We start from the raw sequence: 25935 nt of genomic DNA on the forward strand, positions 1-25935 counted from the left end.
GCGGGTCAGCGCCCCGGTGGGTCGCGCAGCTCGGTGGCGAGGATCGCGGCCTGGGTGCGGCGCTCGAGGCCGAGCTTGGCGAGCACGTGGCTGGTGTAGTTCTTCACCGTCTTCTCGGCCAGCCCCATGCGCTCGCCGATCTGCCGGTTGGTCAGGCCCTCGCCGATCAGCCGCAGGACGATCCGCTCCTGGGCGGTCAGCGCCGCCAGCCGGTCGGTCCGGGGACGCGGGTGCAGCTGGGTCGCCTCCGCCGGCACGGTGCCTCCGGCCGCCACGCTGCGCACCGCCTGCACGAGGGCCGATCCCCGCACCTGCTTGAGCAGGAACCCGGCGGCGCCGGCCCGGAACGCCGCGTCGCGGGCCTCGTCGTCGGCATAGCTGGTGAGCACGATGCAGCGCAGCCCGGGGATCGCGGCGCGCAGCTCCCGGCACAGCGCGGCGCCGTTGCCGTCGGGCAGCCGCATGTCCAGCACCACGACGTCGGGGCGCACGGCCGGCACCCGCGCCCGCGCCTCGGCGACGGTTCCGGCCTCCCCGACCACCGTGAGGCCCGGATCGTCCTCCAGCACCTCGGCCACACCGCGACGCACCACCTCGTGGTCGTCCACGAGGAACACCCGCACGCGCGGGGTCGCGGTGTCCACGGGCACCCCTCCCAACGCACTGTGACGGTCGTCACACAGCGTAGGGCCGACCGGGGCGCCCCGACAGTCGTCAGGCGGGCAGGAGCAGCGCGGCGTAGAGGGTGAGCCCGGGGCCGAAGGCCATCGCCACGATCGGCCCGTCGACGTCGCCGAGCTCCTGCAGCACCAGGAGCACCGTGGCCGACGAGCAGTTGCCGTGCTCGGCGAGCACCCGCCGGGAGGCGCCGACCTGCTCCTCGGCGAGCCCCAGCTCGTCGCGCACCACGTCGATGATCCGCGGGCCACCGGGGTGCACGGCCCAGCCGGCGACGTCCTCGACCCGGAGCCCGGCGCCGGCCAGCAGCTCGTCGACGACGTCCCCGACGTGGCGGGACAGCACGTCGGGCACCCGCGGGGACAGCCCCATGCGGAAGCCGAGGTCGGTGACGTCCCAGGTCATGTGATCGGAGGTGGAGGCGTCGGTGCGCGCGACGATGGCGGCCAGCCGGTGGCCCCGCCCGGCGCCGGGCTCGACGACGACGGCCGCGGCCGCGTCGGAGAAGAGCGCGTGCGCGACCACCTGCTCGAGGTCGTTCTGGGCCGGCTGCACGTGCAGGCTGGTCAGCTCGCAGCACAGCAGCACGGCCGGCCGCGAGCGCGCCGTGACGAAGTCGCCGACGGCCGCGAGCCCCGGGATCGCGGCATAGCAGCCCATGTGCCCGACGAGCAGCCGCTGCAGGCCCGGCGGCATGCCGAGGTCGCTGGCCAGCCGGATGTCCAGCCCGGGGGTGGCGTAGCCGGTGCAGGTGGCGACCGCGAACAGCCCGACGTCCCCCGGCGCGAGGCCCGCGGAGTCCAGGGCGCCGGCCACGGCCTGCTTGCCGAGCGGCAGCGCCTCCTGGATGTAGCGCGCCATCCGCGCGCCGGTGCTCCAGCCGCTGAGGTCCTCGTCCAGCGGGTTGGCGACGGCGTGCCGGCGGCGCACCCCCGCGCCGAGGAAGATCCGGCGGGCGGCGCGCACCCCCGCGTAGTGCTCGGCGAAGAAGCCGTCCCAGGCCGCCTCCTGGTCGAGCGTGGTGGGCAGCGCCGCTCCGGCGCCGGTCAGCACCGCCGCGGTCACGGGCGGCACTCCACGGCGGACCTGCTCGGGATCATGCGCCCGACGGTACGTGCGCGCCTGCGCCCGTGCCCGCTCACCGCTTCCGCCCGTATCCGGCGAAGACGACCGCCGTCGACCGGACCGGCTTCATCCGCACCCCCGCGCGGCGGCCCAGCCGCCAGGCGACCGCGTCGCGCACCGAGGGGCGCAGGCCGACCAGGCGGAGGTCCAGGCCGAGCCGGTCGGCGGCGGCGAGCAGCCGGGCGCGGTCGACGAACAGCGCCGGGTCGTGGATGCCCGGGGGCGGCCCGCCCGGCAGCCGCTCGGCGACGGTCACCATGAGGAAGCGCCCGATCGCGGTGGCCGCCAGGGCGTCGATGACCAGCGTTCCCCCCGGCCGGAGCAGCCGGGCGCACTCGGCGAGCACGGCGACGTCGTCCTCGACGTGCTCGAGGATCTCGCCGGCCACGACCACGTCGGCGCAGCCGTCGGCCAGCGGGACGGCGAGCACCGAGCCGCGGACCGCGAGGACACCGTGGCCGCGCGCCGTCCGCAGGCCGCCCATCCCGAGGTCCACGCCCACGTGCCGGTAGCCGAGGCGGGCCGCGTGCGGGGCCATCAGCCCACCCCCGCAGGCGAGGTCGACCAGCAGCGATCCGGCAGCCGCGGCCGGCGGGATGTGCTCGGCCCGCGAGGCCGCCAGCCAGTGCAGCGCCGCGAACCCCCCGGAGGGCTGCCACCACTGGTCGGCGAGCTGGTCGTACTGCGCGGGATCGTTGCGCGGGAGGACGGTGCGTCGCACGCCGGGACCTAGCCCTTCTTGAGCGGATCGTGCCCCCAGTTCATCAGGGAGTACCGCCAGCGGGAGGTCTCGACGTCCTCCTTCGCCGGTTGCTGTGCCAGGTGCCGCGCCACGTAGCCGTGCACCTTCCGCATGTGGGCCAGGTCTTCGGCGGTCAGGTCGTCCTTCTTCGTGCGCAGCAGCTCCACGATCCGGCGACCCGAGGCGTGGCCGGTGGACTCGTCGCCGCCGTCCTTCTGACCGACGGCCTGTGACTCCTCGGTCCCCAGCCACTCCTCCAGCTCGCCCGCGGTCATGTTCACCGCCTCGCCGAAGTCGCGGCGGACGTCGTCGGGGTCCTCGTCGGTCATCGGTCCTCCAGTCGCTCGTCGTCCCCCCGTACCGCGGCACGGGCAGGCGGAAACCGGCGTCTGGTACTGCTGGTGCCCCGCCCCGCCCCGCACCCCCGGAGGTCCGCGTGTCCGTCACCGTCGTCGGCAGCCTGAACGAGGACGTGCTCGTCGCCGTCGACCGGCTGCCCGGGCGCGGGCAGACCGTCATCGCCCGCACCGCCACGCTGGCACCCGGCGGCAAGGGGGCGAACCAGGCCGCGGCCGCGGGGCTGCTGGGTCCGGGCGTGCACATGGTCGGCCGGGTCGGGGACGACCCGGCGGGCGCCCGCCAGCTGGCCGCGCTGGCCGCGTCCAGGGTGAACGTCGGCCGCGTGCTGCGCACCGCGGGCGTGCCCACGGGCTCCGCCACGATCCCGGTGGAGGACGGCACCGGGGAGAACCTGATCGTCGTGGTCCCCGGCGCGAACGCGCGGCTGGCGCCGGCCGACGTCGACGTCCCGTCCGTGCGGGACGCCCGCGTGCTGTGGCTGCAGCTGGAGGTGCCGCTGGCCACGGTCCGGGCGGCGGCGGAGCGCGCGACGGGCACCGTGGTCCTCACCCCCGCGCCGCCGCAGCCGCTCCCGGCCGACCTGCTCGACCGGGTCGGCCTCCTGGTGCCCAACGAGCACGAGCTGGTCCAGCTCGCCGGCGCGCAGCCGGCCGACCGCTCGGCGGCCGAGCTGGTGGCGCTGGCCCGAGCGGTCACGCCCGGCTCCGTCGTCGTCACCCTCGGGGGGCGTGGAGCGCTGCTCGTGCCCAGGGACGGCGGCCCGGCGCTGCTCCAGGAGCCACCTCCGGTCACCGCCGTCGACACGACCGGGGCGGGCGACTGCTTCTGCGGGGCGCTGGCGCAGGCGCTGGCCGCCGGGGCCGGCCAGGCCGGCGCCGTCCGGTACGCCGTCGCGGCCGCCGCGCTCTCCACGACCGGACCGGGCGCCCGCGGCGCCCTGCCGGACGACGACGCCGTCCGGACCGGGATGTCCCGCGTCCCCACCGCCGTCCCGGTGGGCTGACCTGCGGTTCACCGGGCGGAGGACCGGGCACAGGCTCCCTGCCAGGATCACCGAGGAGGAGCCGAGATGAGCGAACCGCAGCGCACGCCCCACCCGGAGGAGCCGGCCGAGGGCGGCCGGGACTCGGCCGAGGAATCGGGTGGCCGCACGCCGCACCCGGAGGAGCCGGCCGAGGGCCGCTCGGACACCGCCGACGGCGGCGCCGACACCCCCGACGTCTGATCGACGGCGGCCGGGTCCGTGAGCGAGGTCTCACGCCCGGACGCCGCGCGGCGGTTTCACGGTGCGACCTCCGGGCAGGGTCGGTTCCATGGAGGAGACCGTGCAGCCGCACCGCGCCAGCCAGCACCAGGGCACCGACGGGTCGTCCGGCGGAGTCCGCGACAGCTCTCCGGCGGAGAGCGCGAGCCGGGCGGTCGCGCGGCTGCTGGCCAATCCGCGGCGCACCCGCCGGGACTGACGGGGGACCGCCACCCCGCGCGGCCCGCAGGAGGCCTGGTCGGGCACCGACGGTGACGGTGCGTCGCCACAGCGTTCCCATCGTTCCCCCGCGCCACGGCCTGCCCGGCTGCCCCTCGTCACCCAGAGCGACCAGAGCGGCGTGCCGCGAACTGCTCCGTCACGACCTCGTGCACCATCGCTGACGTGACCGCCGCCGCTCTGCCTCTCGCCGCCGACGACCTCTCGGCACCGGTCCGCCGCAGCCGCGCCGAGCGGCAGGCGATCGTCCTGGACACCGCCGACCGCCTGTTCTCCAGCCGCAGCTCGCGCAGCGTCGGCATGGACGAGCTGGTGCGCGAGACCGGCCTGGGCAAGATGACGGTCTACCGGCTGTTCAAGAGCAAGGACGACCTCGTCGGGGCCTACCTGGCCCGCAAGGCCGCCACGGTGCTGGCCTTCATCGACGCCGAGCTGGACCGGCTCCAGGGCGATCCGCGCGCCGCGCTGCTGTCGGTCGTCGACGCCGTCGAGCGGGACGTCACCCGCACCGGCTTCCGCGGCTGCCCGTTCACCAACGTGAGCAGCGAGTACGACGACCCCCAGCACCCGGCGCGCAGCGCCGCGGCCGACTACAAGTTCGAGCTGCACACCCGGCTCGAGCGGCTGGCCGACGAGATCGTGCCCGGCAACGGCGACGACCTGGCGGCCCAGATCCACCTCATCATCGACGGGATGTACCTGTCCGGCGGCCTGCTCGGTCCCGACGGCCCCGCCGCGCACGGCCGGCAGCTCGCCGAGCGGCTGATCGAGATCGCGGTCGCCCGCGGCTGACCGCAGGATGGGCGGGTGAGCGACGACCGCACCCGACCCGACCTCGACGACGCCACCGTGGAGGCGCTGGGGAAGCTCTCCGAGGCCCTGGAGACCGTCGACCAGGCCCGCGGCTTCCTCTACGCGTTCCACCAGCTCACCGGCAAGGCCGACCGGCTGCTGCAGGAGTCGGTCGAGTTGTTCGACGCGGCGGGGGCCGGCGGCCTGGCCGCGGACCTGCGACGGGACCTCGTCGGGCGCAACGTCATCGCCGACCGCTGGACCTTCCAGATCGTCGAGGACTTCGACGAGAACTACTGGGGGACGTTCCGCGCCTACGACCAGCGCGCCCGCGACGAGCTGGCCGGCGGCGACCGGCACGTGTTCGAGGCGCGCATGAAGCAGCGCGAACGCACCCAGGGCCACCCCGCCCACGAGGCGGGCCCCGCGCTCGCCGACTGAGACCGCCGGGCCGCATCCGTCGAGGTGGACCGGTCGCGGGGGCCGGAGGCTCCCCGACCGGGACACGGGCGGCGGCTCCGCGCAGCCGGGGCACGGCAACTGGCCGCGGTGGAGCCCGGAGGGCGACAATGTCGCGATGACCATGCCCGACGGAAACGACGCAGGCTCCGACCGCGAGGCCCAGCCGCTGGGCGCCCAGAAGGCCCCCGGGGAGGACCGCGACTCCCTCGGCGCCACCGAGGGCCCGGCCGACGGCATCGCCGGCCCGGCCTACCCGCCGGCCGACACCGAGCCGGACGCGAAGTGAGCAGCCCCGACGGCCGGACCACCGGCGAACCGGCGCGGGACCCGCTGGACGTCGGCCTCGGCGAGCCCACGCGCCCTGCGGCTGAGCCGGAGCCGGAGCCCGCCGCCGCACCCCCGGAGCCACCCCGCGAACGGCATGCCGGACGGGCGATCGGCCGGACGCTGGCGCTCGCGCTGCTGATCTTCGTCACCGTCCTGCTGGTGCTGTTCGTCGTGTTCAACGGCCAGACGGTGCAGATCAGCCTGGTCTTCACCGACGTCGAGGCCCCGCTGGTCCTCGCCCTCCTCATCGCGGCGGCCCTCGGCGGGCTACTGGTGTGGCTGGCCGGCCTGGTCACGCGGGCCCGGCGCCGCCGCCGCTGACCACCGCCCGGCCGGCCCGCGCCCCGCGGCGGCCCGGCCGGGCGTCCCGGCTCACCCCGCGGAGGGTGCCGGCTCAAGAGCTTGCTCCGTTCTACCGACCAGTAATAACGTTTGTTACCGGCGAGTAGGCAGCTCGCCGGACCACTGGTACGGAGCAACGGAGCCCACAGCGCATGAGCCACTACACCGCCAACCTGCGGGACCTCGAGTTCAACCTCTTCGAGTTCCTCGACACCCGGGAGCGCTTCGGCACCGGCCCGTTCGAGCAGATGGACGCCGAGACGGCGCGCGGTGTGCTGACCGAGATCCGGCGGCTGGCCGAGGGCCCGATCGCGGCCTCCTTCACCGACGCCGACCGCAACCCCCCGGTCTTCGACCCCGCCACGCACTCGGTGACGCTGCCCGAGTCGTTCAAGAAGTCGGTCAAGGCGGTGGAGGACGGCGAGTGGTACCGCCTCGACCTGCCCGAACACCTCGGCGGCTTCGGCGCACCGCACGTCCTGACCTGGGCCGCCTTCGAGATGATCCTGGGCGCCAACCCGGCGGTCTTCATGTACGGCTCGGGCGCCGCGTTCGCCGCGATCCTCGACGAGCTGGGCACGCCGGACCAGAAGCGCCTGGCCGAGCTGATGCTGGAGCACAAGTGGGGCGCCACCATGGTGCTCACCGAGCCCGACGCCGGCTCCGACGTCGGGGCGGGCACGACCAAGGCCGTGCAGCAGCCCGACGGCTCGTGGCACATCACCGGCGTGAAGCGGTTCATCACCTCCGCCGAGCACGACCTCTCGGACAACATCGTCCACCTGGTCCTGGCCCGCCCCGAGGGCGCGAAGGCCGGCACCAAGGGGCTGTCGCTGTTCGTCGTCCCCAAGTTCCACGTGGACCTGGAGACGGGTGAGCTGGGCGAGCGCAACGGCGCCTACGTCACCAACGTCGAGAAGAAGATGGGGCTCAAGGTCTCCACCACCTGCGAGCTCACCTTCGGCGACGGGCCCGTCCCGGCCCAGGGCTGGCTGGTCGGCGAGGTGCACGACGGCATCGCCCAGATGTTCAAGGTCATCGAGCACGCGCGCATGTTCGTCGGCGCCAAGGCCATCGCCACGCTGTCGGCCGGCTACCAGGTGGCCCTCGACTACGCGAAGACCCGCGTCCAGGGCGCCGACCTCACCGCGACGTCGAAGGACGCCCCGCGGGTCACCATCACCCACCACCCCGACGTGCGCCGCTCGCTGATGCTCCAGAAGTCCTACGCCGAGGGGATGCGGGCGCTGTACCTGTACGCGGCCAGCTTCCGCGACCAGATCACCGCCGCCGAGGCGGAGGGCACCGCGGACAGCGAGCCGGCCGTCCTGGCCGCCAAGGTCAACGACCTGCTGCTGCCGATCGTGAAGGGCTTCGGCTCCGAGCGCGCCACCCAGCTGCTCACCCAGGAGTCGCTGCAGACGCTCGGCGGCTCGGGCTTCCTGCAGGACTACCCGATCGAGCAGTACATCCGCGACTCCAAGATCGACACCCTCTACGAGGGCACCACGGCGATCCAGGGCCAGGACTTCTTCTTCCGGAAGATCGTCAAGGACGGCGGGGTCGCGCTGACCTGGCTCGCCGGGCAGATCCAGGCCACGGTGGACGGCGCGGCGGGCGACGGCCGGCTCAAGGAGGAGCGGGCGCTGCTCGGCACCGCACTGTCCGACGTGCAGGGCATGCTCACCGCGATGTTCGGCCACCTGACCGAGGCCCAGGACGACATGACCTCGCTCTACAAGGTCGCGCAGAGCACCTCCCGGCTGCTCCTGGCCGCGGGCGACCTGATCACCGGCTGGCTGCTCGTCCGCCAGGCGGAGGTGGCCCTGGGCGCGCTCGCCGGCGAGGTGAGCGAGCGGGACCGGCTCTTCTACGAGGGCAAGCTGGCCGCCACCCGGTTCTTCGCGACCCAGGTGCTCCCGCGGCTGACCTCCGAGCGGTTCATCGTCGAGAACACCGACAACGCGCTCATGGAGATCGACGAGGCCTGCTTCTGAATGGATCGTCGTCCTCCGGACGACACCGCGGCCAGGAGCCGTCCCCGACCGGCACGGAGCCGCTGCCCGTGTCCCGGCCGGGGACCCTCCGGGCCCCGCGACCGGTCCACCGAGGGCCGCCTCCCGCCGGGGAGGCGGCCCTCGGCCGTTTCGGGGGCGGCGGTACGGGCATGGCCGGGAGGACAGCCGACGGACAGGAGGCCGGCATGACCGATCCGCAGGGCAGTGACCGCATCCAGCAGGACATCCCGACCGCGTCGGGAACCGGCGCCAACAGCGACCTGGGCTCGTCCTTCGACGACGTCCCCCTGACCGCCGACGAGGCCATCGCGCGGGACGACGCGCAGGGCGACGACCTCCCGGCGCGCGCCGACGGCGACATCGCCCGCGCCACCCGCGCCGGGGCCTCCGGCGAGGTCGACTCCCCCACCGACCGGTCCGGGGACGACGGGCGATGAGCGAGTCCCAGCCGACCGGCTACCGCGAGTCCCCCGACACGACCGGCGACGGCAGCACCGAGGAGCGCCGCGACGACGACGTGGCCCTGACCACCGACGAGGACGCCCAGCGGGAGGACTCGGTGGCCCGCCCCGGCAACGAGTCCGACTAGCCCGCTCGCAGGCACGACGGCGCCCCCTCCCGCACGGGAGGGGGCGCCGTCGTGCCCGTGCGGCTGGGTCAGCCGGCGATGTCGGCCGCGAACTCGCCCTCGAAGGCCTCCTGCAGGACCTTCGCACCGCCGGGCACGTCGGCCGGCTGGAGGATGAAGCTCTCCAGGCTGGGCGACGTGCCCAGCTCGAAGCCGCGGATCGGGACGACGACGCCGCCGCTGTCGACCTCCTCGAGCTCGTCGAACGCGCTCAGCACGCCCTCGCGGGTGAGGTCACCGTTCTCGCAGGCCTGGTCGAGCACCTGCTTCATGATCGCAGCCATGCCGTAGCCCACGAGCACCTGGAGGCTGGGCGACGTCCCCTCGTAGTCCGCCGCGTACTGCTCCAGCAGCTCGGGGTGCTGGTCGAACGCGGAGACCGGCGTGGCGAAGTACAGGTCCTGCTTGATCTTCTCCGCCGCCGGGCCGTCCAGCAGGCCGGGGGCGAACACCGGGTTGCTGCCGAGGATCGGCACGTCCAGGCCCTGCGCCTCCATCGCGACCGCGGCGGACGCCAGCTGGCCCGGGGCCACGGTGAGCGCGATCAGGTCGACCCCGGCCGCCTTGAACTGGGTGATCTGGGCACTCATGTCCTGGTCGGTCGCCTTGATCTGCGCCGGGATGACCTCGAGGTCCTTCTTCGCCGCCACCGCCTCGGTGCCGGCCAGGCCGCTCGATCCGAACTCGCCCTCGAAGTAGATGTGGCCGACGGTGTCGCCCTCCTGCAGCAGCCCCTGGTCGAACATGTAGTCGTAGCCGTTCGAGAGCTCGACCTGGTAGGTCGCGCCCGGGACGCCGGTGCCGGGGATCTGGGTGAGGGTCTCGGCCCACGCCGAGGGGATGTTCACGATCGAGTCGGCCTCGTAGTCCGGGGCCAGGGCGGTGTTGATCGGCGACCCGATCGTCTGCTGCATCGCCAGGACGTCGCCCTCCATGGCGCTGTAGAGCTGGACGCCCTGCTGCGGGACGTAGCCGGTGTCCTGGACCTCCAGCTCGACGTCGTAGGTGTCGCAGACCTGGTTGGTCTTCCAGAACATGGTGTGGCCGTTGGTCTGGTCGTTGCCAGAGGCGGCGAACACCCCGGTCAGGTCGGTGAGCACGCCCAGGGTGATGGTTTCGCCGTCGACGCCGATGTCGGTGGCGACGTCACCACCCCCGCCCCCGGCCGCGCCGGAGTCTCCGCCGGGGGCCTTGGTGCTGCAACCCCCCGCGGCGACGACCACCGCGGCAGCCAGCAGGGTGGCGGTACCGGATCGCGTGCTGATCGTCATGGTGCTCCCTCGGGCGGTCGTCGCGTGCGGTGACTAAGCGCACAGTCAGCATGGTGCCGGATGTGTCAAGGGCCACACCGTCGTCCCGATCCCGACCCGCCGGCGGACGTGGGGCAGGTCTCCCGGTCGCGCTCTACCATCCCGACCATGGCGGTCAACGGTCCCCTCGCCGGACGTCGGGCACTCGTCACCGGTGGGGCGTCGGGCATCGGGCGGGCCTGCGCCGTCCGGCTGGCCGCCGATGGTGCCGCGGTCGTGATCGTCGACCGGGACGCCGGGGCCGCGCGGGTGGTGGCCGAGGAGGTGGGCGGCACGGCGGTGACGGTCGACCTCTCCGACCTCGCCGCGGTGGACAGCCTGGACCTCGCCGTGGACGTCCTGGTCAACAACGCCGGGCTGCAGCACGTCGCCCCGCTGCACGAGTTCCCGGTCGACCGGTTCTCCTACATCCTGCGGCTCATGCTGGAGGCGCCCTTCCGGCTGATCCGTGGCGCGCTGCCGCACATGTACGACCAGGGCTGGGGCCGCGTGGTCAACATCAGCTCGGTGCACGGCCTGCGCGCCTCGCCGTACAAGTCGGCGTACGTGACGGCCAAGCACGGCCTCGAGGGCCTGTCCAAGGTCGTCGCCTTGGAGGCGGCCGGTCGCGGCGTCACGTCGAACTGCGTGAACCCCGCCTACGTGCGCACCCCGCTGGTGGAGGGGCAGATCGCCGACCAGGCCCGGGCCCACGGCATGTCGGAGGACGAGGTCGTGGAGCGGGTCATGCTGGCGCCTGCGGCCCTCAAGCGGCTCATCGAGCCGGCCGAGGTAGCCGACGCGGTGGCCTGGCTGTGCTCGCCCGCCGCGACGTCGGTCACCGGCACGTCCCTGGTCATGGACGGCGGGTGGAGCGCGCACTGACCCCTCCCCCGGGCGCGGGCGGCCGGAGCCGCCACCGGTGGAGCTCCCCGCGCCGGCTGCGCACCGGCCCGCCCGGTCGGCGCGGCCCGGCCGCATACCCTGGCCCCGTGCACCCGGCCCCAGCTTCCGGACGGCTGCTCGCGGCCGACGAGTGGAGGGCACGGGCCGCCGCCCACGAGGCCCGCGTCGACCGGTGGGTCGCGCCGCACCGGGAGCGCCGCCGCCGTGGGCAGCCGCACCCGGTCCTGGACTTCCTCTTCACCTACTACTCCGAGACGCCCGGCCGGCTGCGCCGCTGGCACCCCGGCCCCGGAGTGGCCCTGGCACCCGCGGCCGGCGAGCCGGCACCGCACGCCGGCCGGCGCTGGTACGCCGTCGACGGGCAGGGCGTCGTCCGACTGGACACCGCAGCCTTCCTGACCGGGCGGACCGACACCGTCCGGTTCGTCCGCCGGCTGCTCGTGGCGACCGCCTCCCGGCCCGCGTTCACCGGCTGCTTCGGGCTGCACGAGTGGGCGATGGTCTACCGCGACCGCGCGACCCGGCACGCGCTGCCGCTGCGGCTGGGCCCGGAGGGCACCGACGCCGTCGTCGAGGCGCACCCCATCCGCTGCAGCCACATCGACGCGTTCCGCTTCTTCACGCCGGAGGCCGCGCCCCGCAACCGGCTGCGGCCGACCCGCGAGAACCAGCACGAGCTGGAGCAGCCGGGCTGCCTGCACGCCGGGATGGACCTCTACAAGTGGGCCTACAAGCTCGCCCCCGCAACGCCCGGTGACCTCGTGGCGGACTGCTTCGAGCTGGCGGTGGACATCCGCGCGCTGGACATGCGCGCCTCCCCGTACGACCTCGCCGGCCACGGCTACCCCGCCGTCCCCATCGAGACCCCCGAGGGGAAGGCCGAGTACGTGGCGGCCCAGCGCGGGTTCGCCCAGCGCGGCGCCGGTCTCCGGCAGCGGCTCGTGGAGCTCTGCGACCAGCTGCTGGGCCCGGCCGGCGCGTCGACGGAGGTGCCCCAGGCCGTACGGTCGGAGCCGTGACCGCGACGAGCACCGACCGCTGGATCCGCCTGGACGGCACCACGAACACCCGCGACCTCGGCGGCCTCCCCACGACCGACGGCGGGCGCACGCTGCCGGGACGGATCCTGCGCAGCGACAACCTGCAGACGCTCAGCGACGCGGACATCGCGCGGCTGGTCGACGAGATCGGCCTGCGCCAGGTCATCGACCTGCGCACCACGGCGGAGATCCTGCTGGAGGGCCGCGGTCCGCTGCGGGGCCTGCCGGACGTCGTCCACCGGCACTTCACCCTGCTCCCCGAGCGCGGCCACCACACCGACGTGTTCGCGGTGGAGGAGGACGACCCGCAGGTCGAGCTCCCGGCCGCCGGGTGGGCCGAGTCGCTGCTGCCGCGCCAGGTGGCCGCGCACGACGAGGGCGAGCCGCCGGCGGTGCGCTCCTACCTCGGCTACCTCGGCCAGCGGGGAGAGAACGTCGTCGCGGCGCTGCGGGCGCTCACCGAGGCCGGGGACGGCGCCTCGGTGGTCCACTGCGCCGCGGGCAAGGACCGCACCGGCGTGGTCTGCGCCCTCGCGCTGGCCGTCGCCGGCGTCCCGAACGAGGAGATCGTCGCCGACTACGCGCTCACGGCCGAGATCATCGACGCACTGGTCGCCAAGCTGGCCGCATCCCCGACCTACGCCGAGGACATGGAGACCCGCGACGTGGCCAGCCACACCCCGCGGGCGGAGACCATGGAGCGGGTCCTGTCGCTGCTGGACGAGCGCTTCGGTGGCCCGGCCGGCTGGCTGACGACGCACGGTTTCGGGGCCGAGGAGCAGGCGGCGCTGCGCGCCCGCCTGCGCGACTGAGGACCGACGCCCGGCCGCGGTACCCCCGCGGCGCAGGTGCCGAACGTGGACGACCCCGGTCTCGGCAGAGACCGGGGTCGGGAGTCGCGGACCGCACGGGGCGGCCGGAGGTCAGCGGCCCAGGAAGGCGCTGCCGTTCGCAATCGTCAGGAGCTCGTCCCGCATGGCCGGGCTGCTGCTGCGCGCCAGGGCGCGGTCGAGCGCCCGGCGGGTACGCGCCACCTGCCGACGCTGCCGCCAGCTGGTCGTCACGCTGCTCATCGTTGGTGCCTCTTTCGTCGGAGTTGATCGCCTACAGCCGTAGTAACGCAGGCGTACACCACTCTAATCCGACGAAACGTCGGTCAACCTGAGGCATTGCCGAAGGTTCCTCATCCGTTCGGGTGAGAGTCGTCACGCCGGCACCGGCGCGCCACCCCGGGAACGACGACGGCGCCCGCCCCCCGGAGAGGACGAGCGCCGTCATCGGCTGCGGAGGCCTAGCTGGGACGCTGCACGTCCCCGCGCCAGGCACCGGTCTCGGTGCCCCGGCTCTCGATGAACTCCTTGAACTTCTTGGCGTCGGCCTTGACCTGGCGGTCGTCGACGCCGAGCGCCGCGCCGGCCTTCTCGACCAGGCCCTCGGGCTCCCAGTCGATCTGGATCATCACGCGGGTCTTGGCGTCGTCGAGCCGGTGGAAGGTGACCACACCGGCGTGCTTGGCCTCGCCGCTCGTGCTGGTCCAGGCCACCCGCTCCTCGGGGTGCTGCTCGGTGATCTCGGCGTCGAACTCCCGCTTCACCCCGTCGATGCTGGTGACCCAGTGGGTGTGGGTCGCGTCGATCTGGGTGATCTTCTCGACCCCGCCCATGAACTGGGGAAAGCTCTCGAACTGCGTCCACTGGTCGTAGGCGACCCGGATCGGGACGTCGACGTCGACGGACTCCTGCACGCTGGCCACGATCTCAGCTCCTCGGTCTCGCTCGTTCGGTCGCGCACCACCTACCCGCGACGGGCGCGCGCGACACCTCGGTAGCCGCAGGTCAGCGCCGCACCGGCCGCGGTCGCGTGACGAGCTGGAGCGCCGCGCCCGCGAGCACGGCGAGGCACACGACCCGGAGCAGGCCCAGCCCGATGTTCGCCCCGCCGTCGTCCCAGGTGACGGCGTCGACGAGCACCAGCACCACGAGGGCGCCGAGGACGACGAAGCCGGTCCAGCGCTCGCCGTCCCGGCCGTGCGCGGCCAGCCGCACGCCCGCGGCGAGGGCGAACAGGTAGCCCACGACCTGGAGGAGCCACGGCTCCGCACCCTGGTCGGCGCCCGAGCGGGAGCCGCTGACCACGATCGAGGCGCCGGTGAGCACGACGAAGGCGAGCAGCGCGTACAGGGCGAGCCGGCGCGGTTCCACGGCGGTCAGCTTCCCGGGCGTCCGGTCAGAACGCCAGGGCGCTCCCCGGGTCGTGCAGCAGCGCGCCGACGTCGGCGAGGAACCGGCTGCCCAGCTCGCCGTCGATGATCCGGTGGTCGAAGGAGAGCGCGAGCTGGGTCACCTGCCGCACCCGCACCTTCCCCTTGTGCACCCACGGCATCTCCCGGACGGCGCCGAAGGCGAGGATCGCCGACTCCCCCGGGTTGAGGATCGGCGTCCCGGTGTCCACCCCGAACACCCCGACGTTGGTGATCGTCAGCGTGCCGCCGGTCATGTCGGCGGGCGAGGTGCGCCCGGCGCGCGCGGTCTCGGTGAGCTCGGCCAGCGCGCCCGCGAGCTCGGCCAGCGAGAGCCGGCCGGCGTCCTTGACGTTGGGCACGACGAGCCCCCGCGGGGTGGCCGCGGCGATGCCGAGGTTCACCTGCCCGTGGACGACGATCTCCTGCGCCGCCTCGTCCCAGGAACTGTTCACCATCGGGTGCCGCGCAGCGGCCAGCAGCACGGCCTTCGCCACGAACAGCAGCGGGCTGACCTTCACGCCGGCGAGCTCGGGCCGGGCGGCCAGCCGGGCCCGCAGCTTCATCATGCGGGTGACGTCGACGGTGAGGAACTCCGTCACGTGCGGCGCGGTGAAGGCGCTGGCCACCATGGCGGCCGCGGTCGCCTTGCGCACTCCCTTGACCGGGATCCGCTGCTCCGTGCCGGCGCCGGCCGGGGCGGCCGGCTGCGCCGGGGCGGCGGTGCGGGCGGCGACGGCGGCGTCGACGTCGGCCCGGGTGATGCAGCCGTCGGTGCCCGAGCCGGTCAGCGTGGTGAGGTCGACCCCGAGGTCCTTGGCGTACTTGCGCACCGGCGGCTTGGCCAGCGGGCGCGGGCCGCGACGGCCGGGCGCGACGCCCCGTGCGGGCGCGGCGTCGTCCCGGAGGGCGGCCGCCTCGGCCTGCCGGCCGACCTCGAGCCCGCCGTGGCGCACCGGCTTGCTGCGCATGTCCGGCGCGGTGGCCAGCAGCGGCGGCTGGTCGGTGCCACCGGAGCCGTAGTCGGCCCCGGGCAGCGCGGTGGCCCGGGCGGCGGCGGCGCTGCCCGAGCGCCGCGGCCGGCGGCGCGCCTCGGTGGTGCGCGGGCCGTAGCCGACGAGCACCGCGGTCCGCCCGCCCGGGGCGGAGCCGCCGATCAGGCCGGCGGCGGGTTCGCCGTCGGCGGCCTCCGCCGGCTCGGCGTCCGCGGCCGGCGCGCTGCCTCCGGCGCCTCCGGCGTCGGTGTCGATGGTGATGATCGGCGTGCCGACGTCGACCATCGTCCCGGCCTCGAAGAGCAGCTCGGTCACCGTGCCCGCGAACGGCGAGGGCAGCTCGACGGCGGCCTTGGCCGTCTCCACCTCGCACAGCGGCTGGTTGACCGTGACCGTGTCGCCGACGGCGACCAGCCACTGCAGGATCTCGCCCTCGGTGAGGCCCTCACCGACGTCGGGGAGCTTGAACTGGCGCAGGGTCGGCATCGGTCAGAACTCCATCGCGCGGTCGACGGCGTCCAGCACCCGGTCGAGGTCGGGGAGGTACTCCTCCTCCAGCTTCGACGGCGGGTAGGGGGTGTCGTAGCCCCCGACCCGCAGCACCGGCGCCTCCAGGGAGTGGAAGCAGGTCTCGGTCACCCGGGCGGCGATCTCGGCACCGAGGCCGAGGGTCACCGGGGCCTCGTGCACCACGACGCACCGGCCGGTGCGCCGCACCGACTCGTACACGGGGTCGAGGTCCAGCGGCGAGACGGTGCGCAGGTCGACGACCTCCACCGACCGCCCCTCCTCCGCCGCGGCCTCGGCGGCCTGCAGGGCCGTCTTCACCATCGGGCCGTAGGCGAGCACGGTGACGTCGTCGCCGCCGCGGACCACCCGGGAGGCGAACAGCGGGTCGGGGGTGGCGTCGACGTCGACCTCGGCCTTCTCCCAGTACCGGCGCTTGGGCTCGAGGAAGACGATCGGGTCGGGAGCGGCGATCGCCTGCTGGATGCCCCAGTAGGCGTCGACCGGGTTGCTGACGGCGACCACCTTGAGCCCGGCCGTGTGTGCGAAGTAGGCCTCCGGGCTCTCGCTGTGGTGCTCGACCGCGCCGATGCCGCCGCCGAAGGGGATGCGGATGACGATCGGCATCGGCAGCGTGCCGCGGGACCGGGCGTGCATCTTGGCGACCTGGGTGACGATCTGGTTGTAGGCCGGGAACACGAAGCCGTCGAACTGGATCTCGCAGACCGGCCGGTAGCCGCGCATGGCCAGGCCCACAGCGGTGCCGAGGATGCCGGCCTCGGCGAGGGGAGTGTCGACGACGCGGGCCTCGCCGAAGTCCTTCTGCAGGCCGTCGGTGATCCGGAAGACCCCGCCCAGCTTGCCGATGTCCTCGCCCATGAGGACGACCTTCGCGTCGTCCTCCATGGCCTTGCGCAGGCCCAGGTTGAGCGCCTTGCCGATGGTGAGCGTCTGGGCGGTCACTCGCCGTCCTCCTCGAACGATGCCCGGTAGGCGACGAAGTCGGCCCGCTGCTGCGCCAGCTGCGGGGTCTGCTCGGCGTAGACGGAGTCGAACATCGACGTCGGGGTCGGATCGGGCATCTCCAGCGTGCCGCTGCGGATGCGGGCGGCCAGCTCGTCGGCCTCGGCCTCGACCGAGTCGAAGAACGCGGCGTCGGCGATCGAGCTGCGCGACAGGTGGGCCTTGAGCCGGGCGATCGGATCCCGCAGCTTCCACTCCTCCAGCTCGCTGGCCAGCCGGTAGCGGGTGGGGTCGTCGGAGGTGGTGTGCGCGCCCATGCGGTAGGTGAACGCCTCGATGAACGTCGGGCCCTGGCCCTCGCGGGCGGCCTGCAGGGCCTGCCGCGTCACTGCCAGGACGGCGAGGACGTCGTTGCCGTCGACCCGGACGCCGGGGAAGCCGAAGCCGGCTGCCCGCTGGTACAGCGGCACCCGCGACTGGCGCTCCAGGGGGACGCTGATCGCGTACTGGTTGTTCTGGCAGAAGAAGACCACGGGCGCGGAGAAGCTGGCCGCCCAGATCATCGCCTCGTTGACCTCGCCCTGGCTGGTGGCGCCGTCGCCGAGGAAGGCGAGCACCGCCTGCTCGGCGCCGTCGCGCTGGACGCCCATGGCGTAGCCGGTGGCGTGCAGGGTCTGCGCGCCGATGACCACGGTGTAGAGGTTGAAGCCCCGGGCCACCGGGTCCCAGCCGCCGTTGTCCACGCCCCGGAACAGGCTGATCACGTGCAGCGGGTCGACGCCTCGGGCCCAGGCGACGCCGTGCTCCCGGTACGTCGGGAAGGCCATGTCGGTCTCGGCCATCGCGCGCCCGGCGCCGATCTGCGCGGCCTCCTGGCCCAGCAGCGAGGCCCAGATGCCCAGCTCGCCCTGGCGCTGCAGGGCGGTGGCCTCGACGTCCCAGCGCCGGACCAGGGCGAGGTCGCGGTACAGCCCGCGCAGCTCCTCGTCGGAGATCTCCAGCGAGTACTCCGGGTGCTCGACCCGGTCGCCCTCGGGGGTGAGCAGCTGGACCAGCTGCGTGCGCTGCGGCAGGTGGGGCGCTCCGGCCCCCGGTACCGGGTCGACCATCTCCCTGGTCTCGGGCAACGCTGTCACGGGGCGCTCCTCGCCGTCGGCCACCGCCGCGGGGTCACCGCCGGATCGGTGGGGCTGGACGTGGGCGCCGCCGGGTGTGGCGGCGCTCACAACCATCCTGGCACGCCGGACGGGCCGGTGACCAGCCCCGTCGGGCCACGATCTGCTCAGGGCCGGAAGTCCACGCTGTGCAGATAGCTGTACGCGGTGGGCCTGGAGCTGCCAGACTGCCCAACGTGCCCGAGCTCGACGCCACCGACGCCCGGCTCCTGCTCGCCCTGACCGAGGACCCCCGCGCGAGCGTGATGGCGCTGTCGCAGCGGCTCGGCCTCGCCCGTGGCACGGTGCAGGCCCGCCTGACGCGGCTGGAGGGCAACGGGGTCCTGGCACCCCTGGACCAGCGGGTCCGCCCCGAGGCGCTCGGCTACCGCCTCGGCGCCTACATGTCGGTGCAGGTGGCCCAGCGCGGGCTCGGCGAGGTCAGCGACGCGCTGGCCGACCTCCCGGAGGTCCTGGAGGTCACCGGCCTGTCCGGGGCCACCGACCTCCTGGTCCACGTGGTGGCCACCGACGCCGACCACCTCTGGCGGATCACCGAGGCCGTCCTCGCCATCCCCGGCGTGCAGCGGGTGGACACCGCCCTGGCCATGCGCCGCTTCGTGGAGCGGCGTACCCGCCCGCTGCTGGCGCGGACAGCGGGGGACGACGTCCGCCGCTAGCCCCTCGCCCGGTCCCCGGCTCCGCCCGGGTGCTCGAGGCGGCGCCCGTCGTCCGTGACGGACGCCGGCCGGCTGTCGGCCGTGCCGCGCGGTTCGGGGACGGCCGGCGCCACCCCCGACCGCCGGACCGGGACCGGCAGCGGCGGACGGACCACGAGGCTCATCGGGACGGTCCTCGGCTCCGGCGCCCACAGCGGTTCCGGCCAGCCCACGAAGGTCAGCGACGCCGTCACCGAGGCCGCCTCGCACGTCACCCGGTCGATCGCGCCGCCCCGGACCACGACCGCGGTCTCCCCGACCTCCACCACGACCTCCAGCCGGAACGCGAACGTGGCGACACGGTGTCCCTCCACGTGCAGTCCCACCTCGAACTCTTCCGTCCACGGCAACGGATGGGGCTGGAGGAGCACAGCGGTGACTTCACCGCTCCCGGTCGGGGGACCGGTCTCGCGCGCCGCGTCGGCCACCCGTTGATAGCCGGTCAGCCCTCGGAGGACGGGTGCGGCGACGTCCAGGTCGAGGATCTCGAGGGCGGCCCGGAGGATGCGGCTGTCCAGCAGCCGGAGCGTCGCGGCGGTGAGACGGTAGCGACGGGGCATGGCCGGCGCCGCCAGCCCGTCCGGCGGCAGCCGGTGCTCCATCGTGGCGACGACCGCGTCGCGGTCCGCCTCCCCGCGGGCGAGATCCCACAGCGTCGTGGGACACGTCAGCTCAACCGTCGCCATGCCGGACCTCCTGGAGCCGGGCCGCGGGGTCCCGACGGACCTCGAGGCGGACGCCGAAGCCGGGCGCGGTCGCGTCCGGGAAGCTGCCGTACGTGGGCGTCGGGTCGCCGAACAGCACGGCGACCTGCTGATCGACCCATCGCCGTTCCCGCCACCGCCGCCGGAGACGCGCGACCGCCGCCGCCGCGCCGCCCACCACCAGCACGGCCAGCGGAGCGCCCACGGCCACCGGGCTGAGCGAGGAGGAGGCCGCCTGGGGTTCGGCCACCACGGCGGCTGCCAGCACGACCGCCACCGGGCTGTCCGCGGGCACCTCCGTCCCGGGGAGCGGGTCCTGCTGCACCACGGTCCCCTCCGCGCTCGACGGATTCGCCAGCCGCAACGCGGTCCCGGTGAGCGCGGCAGCCGCCTCGTCCTCGGTGAGCCCACGGAGATCGGGGACGACGACGCGCTCCTCGTCGGAGGTACCGCCCGGCGGAACCTCCTCGCCCGGGGGGGCCGGTCGGCCGGACGTCGGCCCACCCGGGACCACGGGGTCTCCCGTCGACGGGCCACCAGGCGTCAGCGCCGCCTGCCGCACCGTGAAGGTCGACCGACCATCGCACGACGTCCTGAGGACCTGCGGACCCAGGGCCGCCGTCTCCGGCACCACGAACGTGGCCACGAACAGACCGGACCGGTCCAGCGCGCCCGCGCCGAGGGGGGCCTCCTCGTCGGCGAAGTAGACCTCCACCCGCCTCCCGTCGAAGGTGCCGAGGCAGGTGCCCGTCGCCACGCCCTCGGAGCCGGGCGATCCCGAGACGGGGTCGAGCCGGAGGTCGGGGGCGGCGAGGACCTCCAGGTCCGTGCTCACCGTGATCCCGTCGCACGTCAGCGTCACCGTGTAGGTGCCCCCGGATGCGTCGGGCGGCACCGGGAGGCGAGCGGACGCGGACTCCGCCTGCGTCTGCACCGTCGCGCCTTCCGCCTGCCACCCCGGGGGAAGGTCCAGCTCCGCCTCCCTGGTGCCCGGACTGCAGCCGCCGGAGAGCACGACGGTCGATCCGGCCACCGTCCACGGAGGGGTGACGTCGAGCGTCGGCCCGGCCGGCTCCCCGCCCTCCTGCCCAGCGCCTTCCTCGACCTCGACCTCGTCGTCCGGCTCGTCCGCGGTCGGCTCCGCGGGGTCGGGGTCGGAGTCGGCCGGGTCGGGGTCGTTCGGGTCGGGGTCGTTCGGGTCGGGGTCGTTCGGGTCGGGGTCGTTCGGGTCGGGATCGGCCGGCGCGAGCAGGGGCGCGGCCACCCCGGACGTGGCAGCAGCCCACCCGGGGACCGCCGCCCCGGGGGCAAGGGCCATGAGGACGGCTGCAGTCACCCAGGCCCCGGCGCCGATGGATCCGCTCTTCATGGCATCCCCCACCCGGAAGTGTTCGGGACTCCGGTCGAGTCCGACACCGACCTACGTCCCGAGCACCTGCGCCCCGCTGGTGGACCGGGCGGCCGGCACCACCTAGCGGGGCCGGCGGATCCGCACCGGGCCCCGGGCGGTCCCGACGTCCACCACCTCGCCGCCCTGGGTCACCTCCACCACCCCCGCGTCCGCCAGCCGGCCGGCGGCGGCGCGCGCCTCGGGCATCAGCTCCCGCCAGCCGGCCGGATCGACGGCGCGGGCGGCCTCGGAGGGGCAGATCGAGGCCTCGGGACGGCGGCCGGCGAGCAGCTCGCCGATGGTGCGCTCCAGCGCGGCGGCGACGTCGTCCACCCGCGCAGCGTGCCCGGACGGCGCCGGGCACGCCAGCGGTGGCGTGTGCCGCCGGGCCGGTCCCGGGTACCGCCGGAGGATGAAGCGGACGAGGCTCGGCGTGGCCGGCAAGGGCAAGCGCGGGATCAGCACCCTGGGGTGGGCACTGCGCGGGGCGGCCGCGGGTGCGGCCGGGACCACGGCGCTCAACGCCGTCACGTACCTGGACATGGTGGTGCGCGGCCGGGGCGCCAGCTCCACCCCCGAGCGGACGGTGGAGCGGCTCGCCGACTCCGCGCACCTGCCCATCCCCGGGGACGACGCGACGCGCCGGAACCGCGTCGAGGGCCTCGGCCCGCTGACCGGGCTGGTGGCCGGCGTCGGGGTGGGCGTGGTCGGCGGGCTGGCCCGGGCGTCGGGCCTGCTCTCGGCGAAGCCGGTCGGGATCCTGCTGACCGGGCTGGGCGCGATGGTCGCGGCGAACGGGCCGATGACCGCGCTCGGCGTCACCGATCCGCGCACCTGGTCGGCGGCCGACTGGCTCAGCGACCTGGTGCCGCACCTGGCCTACGGCGTCGTCGTGAAGAACACCATCGACGCCTTCGACCGCCCCTGAGCGCCGCCGGACCGGGCAGACTGCCCGCGTGCACGAGATCACCAGCGAGGACCAGCTCCGCGAGCTGCTCGGCGACCCGGCCCCGGCGGCCCTGGCCAAGGAGCGGACGGCGCTGGCCGACCTGGACCGGGAGTGGCTGGCCGCCTCGCCGTTCTGCCTGGTCGCGACCAGCGCCGCCGACGGCAGCTGCGACGTCTCACCGAAGGGTGACCCGCCCGGGTTCACCCTCGTCCTGGACGACCGCACCATCGCGCTGCCCGAGCGGGCCGGCAACCGCAGGGCCGACGGCTACCGCAACATCCTGGCCAACCCGCACGTCGGGCTGATCTACCTGCTGCCCGGCCGCACCGACACCCTGCGGATCAACGGCCGCGCCCGCCTGGTCACCGACCCGGCGCTGCTGGACCGCATGGTCGTCAAGGGCCACCGCCCCGTCCTGGCCGTCGTGGTCGACGTCGAGCAGGTCTTCCACCACTGCGGCAAGGCATTCCTGCGGTCGCAGCTCTGGGACCCCGCCAGCTGGCGGCCCGAGGCGGTCCCGACCCGGGCGCGGATCGCGCACGCGCTGGAGCGGAAGGACGAGCCGTTGGAGGCGCTGGAGCGCTACTACGCCGGCGCCTCCTACTCGGCCGGCCTCTACCCGACCCCCTGACAGGCATAGGAAGCTTTACCTACGGATTCGGGCCCCGAACCGTAGGTAAAGCTTCCTATGCCCGGGTCAGCGCCAGCCGCCCTCGTCCACCCCGCCCGGCACGGGCGCCTGCGGGTCGTAGGGCGTGCGGGTGAACACGAACGTGTCCAGGTCCAGGTGGTCGGCGGCGAGGCGCAGGGTCTCCCCGGCGAAGTAGCCGTCCAGCCCCAGCCAGGTGCCGTCGTCGCGGCGGGTGAACCGGCTGGCCCGACCGCTGCGGCCGGGCAGCGGGCCGAGGTGCAGCAGGCCACCGGCCACCGAGCGCAGCACGTACGGCGCCGGCCCCCAGAACCACACGCCCAGGCTCTCCAGCGGAACCGGCGACGGCGAGGGCGACCACGGCTCGACGACGCGCGGCTCGGCGCCCCGCAGGTCGGCCAGGAGGCCGAAGACCAGCGGGTCCAGCCCGCTGGTGGTGTTGGCCAGCGAGACGGCGCCGGTCTGCTCCTCCCGGTCGACGAAGACCCCGGCGAGGAAGCCGGGCATGGAGCCGCCGTGGCCCACCAGCGTCCGGCCCTCGACCCGCAGCACCTGCACGCCCAGCCCGTAGGCCGACCACCCGGGCGCGGAGGAGTCCACGCCGGCCGGCACGGTCATCTCCTCCAGCGTCGCCGGGTCGAGCACGCCGGCGGTGTCCCCGAGCAGGAAGGCGGCGAACCGGCCCAGGTCGGTCAGCGTCGCCCACAGCTGCCCGGCGGCGGCCATCACACCGGCGTGGTGCTCGGGCTCGGGGAGGACGACGTCGGCCCACGGGTGCACCGCGAGCCCCGCGGCCGCCGTCCCCGACGGGCGGGGCGTGGTGCGGGCCATGCCCAGCGGGGCGAGCACCTCGGCGGTCACCGCCTCCTCCCAGGAGCTCCCGCGCTGGCGGGCGACCAGCTCGCCGAGCAGGCCGAAGCCGAGGTTGGAGTAGTGGAAGCGGCGGGCCGCGCCCAGGACGACGTCGGTGTCCGCGAGCCCGAGGTCGGGCAGCGAGCCGCCCGGCGTGCGCTCCCACCAGCCGCCGGGGCTCTCCGCCGACGCGCCGGCCAGGTGGGACAGCAGCTGGCCGATCGTCCGATCGCCGAGCGGGGTGCCGGGCAGGTGGCGGTCCAGCGGGTCGTCGAGGTGCAGCCGCCCCTCGTCGCGCAGCCGCATCACCACGACCGCCGTCACGGTCTTGCTGATCGACCCCAGCCGGTACTGGACGTCGGCGTGCGGCCCGGGGACCTCGCCCCGGCCGGTGGACCAGGCCAGGCCGCCGTCGCGCACCACGCCGGCGACCAGGCTGGGGGCGCGGCCGTCGCGCTGGACGCGCGCGGTGCGGGCGAGCAGCAGGCGGGCGGTGCTGGGCAGGACGGGTTCGGGCATGCCGGCGACCGTAGCGACCCGGACCCGCCCGTGGCTCAGGCGGTCAGCGCCCCGCGGGCGGGCAGCTCACCGCTGCGGGTGGCCCGCCGCTCGAACCAGATCGTGGCCAGCGGCGGGATCGAGGCGGCGAGCGCCAGCAGCGTGGTGCCCCGTGACCAGCGCAGCGTCCGGGCGGCGGCCAGGGCGACCACGACGTAGAGCACGAAGACGCCGCCGTGGATCGGCCCGAACACCTGGACACCGAGCTCGGAGGAGTCGAGGACCCGCTTCACGAACATCCCGGCCAGGAGGCCGAGCCAGGACAGCGCCTCGGCGACGGCGACGACGCGGAAGGCGGTGGACACGGTGCGCGGGTTCAACGGACGTCCTCGGGTCGGGTGCGGTCTCCCCATCTTCGACGATCGGGCCGCCCGCCAGGTCCCCGCCCGGCTTGTGACCTCCGCTGCAGTGGCAGGGTCGGGAGGGTGCGCGGACTGGCCCGGCGGGAGTTCTGCCTGGTCCTGCTGCGCCGCATGGCCGACGTCCGCCCCGACCTGACCGCGGCGGCGCTGCCCCGGCTGGGGGCGACCCGCGCGGAGGCGCACGCCGCGCACACCCGGTGGCAGGCGCTGCAGCACTCCCCCCGGGCGCCGCGCGGGCTGGCGTTGCGCAGCGCCGTCCTCGGGCCGCCGGAGGAGCTGGAGGACCGGCGCTTCGGCGACCTGGACGTGCAGGTCCGCCGCTGGCCGCTGCCGCTGTGGCCGCACCTGTGGTGGGAGGTGCTCAGCGGTCCCGGCGGCACGGTGCTCAACGAGCACCTGGTGCGGGCGCCCGGGTCGCCGGTGCCGGCCGCGTCGGCGGGGCGGCTGCTGGTCTGGGAGCACGTCCTCGACGACGTCGTCGGCCTGCCGGGAGCCCGGGGCGTCGACCCGGGGGTGGTGACCCGCTGGGCGGTCCACCTGCCCGGCGACGTGCGCGCGCTGTTCGTCTGGGGGTTGCTCCAGCAGGTGCAGCGGCCGTGACCCGGCCGGGCGTCAGCCGGCGATGCGGTTGAACTTCGGCGTCGCGCCCATGCTGTCGACGCTGGCCACCTTCACCACGTCGCCGGACGTCGGCGCGTGCACCATCTGCCCGTTGCCCAGGTAGATCCCGATGTGGCTGACCGGGCTGTAGAAGGCGACCAGGTCACCGGCGCGCGCTTCGCCCCGGGACACCTGCGTGCCCATCGAGGACTGGCTGCGGCTGGAGTGCGGCAGGCTGAGCCCGGCGGCCCGGTAGGCGAACTGGACCAGGCCGGAGCAGTCGAAGGATCCGGGGCCCGAGGCGGCCCACACGTAGGGCTTGCCGCGCTGGGCCATGGCGATGTCGACGGCGGTCTGCGCGGCCGCGCTGTCGGCGACGACGGGCCCGGCGGCCGCGGGGGCCTCCCGCTCGTCCCGGCTGGCGCGCTCGGGCTCGGCGCTCTCCTCGGGCGCGCCGTGGGAGGCGAGCACGGCCTGGCGCTCCTCGGCGCTGAGCCGGTCGTACTGCGCGCGGTAGTCGGCGATCTGCTGCTCGAGCTCGGCCTGCTGGCCGGAGACCCGGTCGAAGGTCGCCTGGGCGTCGGTCGCGGCCTGCTGGGCGGTGGCCTGGGCCTGCGCGGCGGCGACGCCGGCCTGCGCGGCCTGGTCGAGGACGACGGCCTGGTGCCCGGCGATGGTCTCCAGCGTGGCGACGCGGGTGACGAACTCCTCCGCGGAGCCGCTGGTCAGGAGGGCGTGGAAGCCGCCGACGCTGTCGCCGGTGTAGGCGCTGCGGGCGATGCCGCGCACCGACTCCTGCGCCTGGGCCAGCGCGGCGGTGGCCTTCTCGAGCTCGGCAGCGGCGGCGGTGGCGGCGGCCTGCTGGGTGGCGAGCGCGTCCCGCGCCTCGTTGAACTGCTCGGTCACGACCTCGAGCTGGTGGCCGCGTTCGGCGACGAGCTGCGCGGCCTCGGCCGAGGTGGCCGGCGCACCGGGCTCGGCGGAGGCGGGGACCGCGGCGAGCAGGATGCCGACGGTGCCGACGAGGGCCAGGCCGGCCCGGCGGGTGCGGCGGGCGGAGGGGCGCAGGGGGGTCGCCATGGTGCGGCGGCTCTCCGATCTG

Annotated in this window: 34 protein-coding genes; 17 read left to right on the forward strand and 17 right to left on the reverse strand. The window is 74.9% G+C overall.

Features of this window, described 5'->3' with window-relative positions; translation table 11 throughout:
* Positions 1-5 precede the first annotated feature (5 nt).
* The 4 genes from BD833_RS09390 to BD833_RS09405 all read right to left on the reverse strand — a co-directional run bounded on the left by BD833_RS09390 (position 6) and on the right by BD833_RS09405 (position 2874).
* Positions 6-644: a response regulator gene (locus BD833_RS09390; protein ID WP_279536007.1), complete on the reverse strand. Its 639-nt coding sequence runs from the start codon at positions 642-644 to the stop codon at positions 6-8.
* Positions 645-714: 70 nt separating this feature from the next.
* The gene (locus BD833_RS09395) at positions 715-1743 is read right to left on the reverse strand and encodes a type III polyketide synthase (protein ID WP_166532869.1); all 1029 of its coding nucleotides are present in this window, start codon (positions 1741-1743) and stop codon (positions 715-717) included.
* A gap of 73 nt (positions 1744-1816) precedes the next feature.
* The gene (locus BD833_RS09400) at positions 1817-2524 is read right to left on the reverse strand and encodes a methyltransferase domain-containing protein (protein WP_166532870.1); all 708 of its coding nucleotides are present in this window, start codon (positions 2522-2524) and stop codon (positions 1817-1819) included.
* 8 nt (positions 2525-2532) lie between these two features.
* Positions 2533-2874, reverse strand: a complete 342-nt coding sequence (locus BD833_RS09405; protein ID WP_166532871.1) for a DUF3140 domain-containing protein — start codon at positions 2872-2874, stop codon at positions 2533-2535.
* A 107-nt stretch (positions 2875-2981) separates the two neighbouring features.
* Between BD833_RS09405 and BD833_RS09410 the strand changes: the two genes are divergently transcribed.
* The 10 genes from BD833_RS09410 (at position 2982) to BD833_RS09455 (ending at position 8918) form a co-directional block, all read left to right on the forward strand.
* Complete coding sequence (locus BD833_RS09410) at positions 2982-3908, forward strand: ribokinase (protein WP_166532872.1); 927 nt, start codon at positions 2982-2984, stop codon at positions 3906-3908.
* A 66-nt stretch (positions 3909-3974) separates the two neighbouring features.
* Positions 3975-4130, forward strand: coding sequence for a hypothetical protein (locus tag BD833_RS09415; protein WP_166532873.1), 156 nt, complete (start codon positions 3975-3977; stop codon positions 4128-4130).
* A gap of 88 nt (positions 4131-4218) precedes the next feature.
* Positions 4219-4368 (forward strand): hypothetical protein, encoded by a 150-nt coding sequence (locus tag BD833_RS09420; protein ID WP_166532874.1) that lies wholly within the window; start codon positions 4219-4221, stop codon positions 4366-4368.
* A 185-nt stretch (positions 4369-4553) separates the two neighbouring features.
* Positions 4554-5180 carry a TetR/AcrR family transcriptional regulator gene (locus BD833_RS09425; protein WP_166532875.1) on the forward strand — a complete coding sequence of 209 codons (627 nt, stop codon included), beginning with the start codon at positions 4554-4556 and terminating at the stop codon, positions 5178-5180.
* A gap of 15 nt (positions 5181-5195) precedes the next feature.
* On the forward strand, positions 5196-5621 hold the full coding sequence (locus BD833_RS09430; RefSeq protein ID WP_166532876.1) for a hypothetical protein: 426 nt from the start codon (positions 5196-5198) through the stop codon (positions 5619-5621).
* A gap of 136 nt (positions 5622-5757) precedes the next feature.
* Positions 5758-5928: a hypothetical protein gene (locus BD833_RS09435; protein ID WP_166532877.1), complete on the forward strand. Its 171-nt coding sequence runs from the start codon at positions 5758-5760 to the stop codon at positions 5926-5928.
* On the forward strand, positions 5925-6290 hold the full coding sequence (locus BD833_RS09440; protein ID WP_243737559.1) for a lipopolysaccharide assembly protein LapA domain-containing protein: 366 nt from the start codon (positions 5925-5927) through the stop codon (positions 6288-6290). Before BD833_RS09435 ends, BD833_RS09440 begins: the two co-directional genes overlap by 4 nt.
* Positions 6291-6463: 173 nt before the next feature.
* On the forward strand, positions 6464-8308 hold the full coding sequence (locus BD833_RS09445; protein WP_166532878.1) for an acyl-CoA dehydrogenase: 1845 nt from the start codon (positions 6464-6466) through the stop codon (positions 8306-8308).
* Between the two features lie 206 nt (positions 8309-8514).
* Positions 8515-8766, forward strand: coding sequence for a hypothetical protein (locus BD833_RS09450; RefSeq protein ID WP_166532879.1), 252 nt, complete (start codon positions 8515-8517; stop codon positions 8764-8766).
* Positions 8763-8918, forward strand: a complete 156-nt coding sequence (locus BD833_RS09455; protein WP_166532880.1) for a hypothetical protein — start codon at positions 8763-8765, stop codon at positions 8916-8918. The genes BD833_RS09450 and BD833_RS09455 overlap by 4 nt, the downstream gene beginning before the upstream one ends.
* A 68-nt stretch (positions 8919-8986) precedes the next feature.
* Here BD833_RS09455 and BD833_RS09460 read toward each other — a convergent pair whose 3' ends face one another.
* A complete protein-coding gene (locus BD833_RS09460) occupies positions 8987-10228 on the reverse strand; it encodes an ABC transporter substrate-binding protein (protein ID WP_166532881.1) in 1242 nt (413 codons plus the stop codon).
* Between the two features lie 147 nt (positions 10229-10375).
* On the opposite strand from BD833_RS09460, the gene BD833_RS09465 reads away from it, so the two are divergent.
* The 3 genes from BD833_RS09465 to BD833_RS09475 all read left to right on the forward strand — a co-directional run bounded on the left by BD833_RS09465 (position 10376) and on the right by BD833_RS09475 (position 13004).
* The gene (locus tag BD833_RS09465) at positions 10376-11131 is read left to right on the forward strand and encodes a 3-hydroxybutyrate dehydrogenase (protein WP_166532882.1); all 756 of its coding nucleotides are present in this window, start codon (positions 10376-10378) and stop codon (positions 11129-11131) included.
* Positions 11132-11238: 107 nt separating this feature from the next.
* Positions 11239-12171, forward strand: coding sequence for a 3-methyladenine DNA glycosylase (locus BD833_RS09470; RefSeq protein WP_166532883.1), 933 nt, complete (start codon positions 11239-11241; stop codon positions 12169-12171).
* The gene (locus BD833_RS09475) at positions 12168-13004 is read left to right on the forward strand and encodes a tyrosine-protein phosphatase (RefSeq protein WP_166532884.1); all 837 of its coding nucleotides are present in this window, start codon (positions 12168-12170) and stop codon (positions 13002-13004) included. Before BD833_RS09470 ends, BD833_RS09475 begins: the two co-directional genes overlap by 4 nt.
* A gap of 111 nt (positions 13005-13115) precedes the next feature.
* Here the strand turns inward: BD833_RS09475 and BD833_RS09480 are convergent, their stop codons facing one another.
* The 6 genes from BD833_RS09480 to pdhA all read right to left on the reverse strand — a co-directional run bounded on the left by BD833_RS09480 (position 13116) and on the right by pdhA (position 18032).
* A complete protein-coding gene (locus BD833_RS09480) occupies positions 13116-13265 on the reverse strand; it encodes a hypothetical protein (protein WP_166532885.1) in 150 nt (49 codons plus the stop codon).
* 218 nt (positions 13266-13483) lie between these two features.
* Complete coding sequence (locus tag BD833_RS09485; RefSeq protein WP_166532886.1) at positions 13484-13945, reverse strand: SRPBCC family protein; 462 nt, start codon at positions 13943-13945, stop codon at positions 13484-13486.
* Positions 13946-14027: 82 nt separating this feature from the next.
* On the reverse strand, positions 14028-14393 hold the full coding sequence (locus tag BD833_RS09490; RefSeq protein WP_166532887.1) for a hypothetical protein: 366 nt from the start codon (positions 14391-14393) through the stop codon (positions 14028-14030).
* Positions 14394-14418: 25 nt separating this feature from the next.
* Entirely contained in the window at positions 14419-15912 is a 1494-nt protein-coding gene (locus BD833_RS09495; protein WP_166532888.1) for a dihydrolipoamide acetyltransferase family protein, read from the reverse strand.
* Between the two features lie 3 nt (positions 15913-15915).
* The gene (locus tag BD833_RS09500; protein ID WP_166532889.1) at positions 15916-16896 is read right to left on the reverse strand and encodes an alpha-ketoacid dehydrogenase subunit beta; all 981 of its coding nucleotides are present in this window, start codon (positions 16894-16896) and stop codon (positions 15916-15918) included.
* A complete protein-coding gene (pdhA, locus tag BD833_RS09505; RefSeq protein WP_166532890.1) occupies positions 16893-18032 on the reverse strand; it encodes a pyruvate dehydrogenase (acetyl-transferring) E1 component subunit alpha in 1140 nt (379 codons plus the stop codon). Before pdhA ends, BD833_RS09500 begins: the two co-directional genes overlap by 4 nt.
* Positions 18033-18247: 215 nt before the next feature.
* On the opposite strand from pdhA, the gene BD833_RS09510 reads away from it, so the two are divergent.
* On the forward strand, positions 18248-18730 hold the full coding sequence (locus BD833_RS09510; protein ID WP_166532891.1) for an Lrp/AsnC family transcriptional regulator: 483 nt from the start codon (positions 18248-18250) through the stop codon (positions 18728-18730).
* Here BD833_RS09510 and BD833_RS09515 read toward each other — a convergent pair.
* The 3 genes from BD833_RS09515 to BD833_RS09525 form a co-directional block, all read right to left on the reverse strand.
* A complete protein-coding gene (locus BD833_RS09515; RefSeq protein WP_166532892.1) occupies positions 18727-19455 on the reverse strand; it encodes a hypothetical protein in 729 nt (242 codons plus the stop codon). The genes BD833_RS09510 and BD833_RS09515 overlap by 4 nt on opposite strands.
* Positions 19442-20842 (reverse strand): PASTA domain-containing protein, encoded by a 1401-nt coding sequence (locus tag BD833_RS09520; RefSeq protein ID WP_166532893.1) that lies wholly within the window; start codon positions 20840-20842, stop codon positions 19442-19444. Before BD833_RS09520 ends, BD833_RS09515 begins: the two co-directional genes overlap by 14 nt.
* A gap of 102 nt (positions 20843-20944) precedes the next feature.
* Positions 20945-21196 carry a DUF3253 domain-containing protein gene (locus tag BD833_RS09525; protein ID WP_166532894.1) on the reverse strand — a complete coding sequence of 84 codons (252 nt, stop codon included), beginning with the start codon at positions 21194-21196 and terminating at the stop codon, positions 20945-20947.
* A 79-nt stretch (positions 21197-21275) separates the two neighbouring features.
* On the opposite strand from BD833_RS09525, the gene BD833_RS09530 reads away from it, so the two are divergent.
* A complete protein-coding gene (locus tag BD833_RS09530; RefSeq protein WP_166532895.1) occupies positions 21276-21791 on the forward strand; it encodes a hypothetical protein in 516 nt (171 codons plus the stop codon).
* 28 nt (positions 21792-21819) lie between these two features.
* On the forward strand, positions 21820-22443 hold the full coding sequence (locus BD833_RS09535) for a pyridoxamine 5'-phosphate oxidase family protein (protein WP_166532896.1): 624 nt from the start codon (positions 21820-21822) through the stop codon (positions 22441-22443).
* 66 nt (positions 22444-22509) lie between these two features.
* Here BD833_RS09535 and BD833_RS09540 read toward each other — a convergent pair whose 3' ends face one another.
* Together BD833_RS09540 and BD833_RS09545 are read right to left on the reverse strand one after the other, a co-directional pair.
* Entirely contained in the window at positions 22510-23832 is a 1323-nt protein-coding gene (locus BD833_RS09540; protein WP_166532897.1) for a serine hydrolase domain-containing protein, read from the reverse strand.
* Positions 23833-23867: 35 nt separating this feature from the next.
* Positions 23868-24191 (reverse strand): DUF3817 domain-containing protein, encoded by a 324-nt coding sequence (locus tag BD833_RS09545; RefSeq protein ID WP_243737560.1) that lies wholly within the window; start codon positions 24189-24191, stop codon positions 23868-23870.
* A gap of 105 nt (positions 24192-24296) precedes the next feature.
* On the opposite strand from BD833_RS09545, the gene BD833_RS09550 reads away from it, so the two are divergent.
* Positions 24297-24833 (forward strand): hypothetical protein, encoded by a 537-nt coding sequence (locus BD833_RS09550; RefSeq protein WP_166532899.1) that lies wholly within the window; start codon positions 24297-24299, stop codon positions 24831-24833.
* Positions 24834-24845: 12 nt separating this feature from the next.
* On the opposite strand, the gene BD833_RS09555 is transcribed toward BD833_RS09550, so the two are convergent.
* Positions 24846-25913: a C40 family peptidase gene (locus BD833_RS09555; protein WP_166532900.1), complete on the reverse strand. Its 1068-nt coding sequence runs from the start codon at positions 25911-25913 to the stop codon at positions 24846-24848.
* Positions 25914-25935 lie beyond the last annotated feature (22 nt).

Origin of the sequence: Blastococcus xanthinilyticus (assembly GCF_008124835.1) — a bacterium.
In the GTDB taxonomy this organism is placed as follows: Bacteria; Actinomycetota; Actinomycetes; order Mycobacteriales; family Geodermatophilaceae; genus Blastococcus; species Blastococcus xanthinilyticus.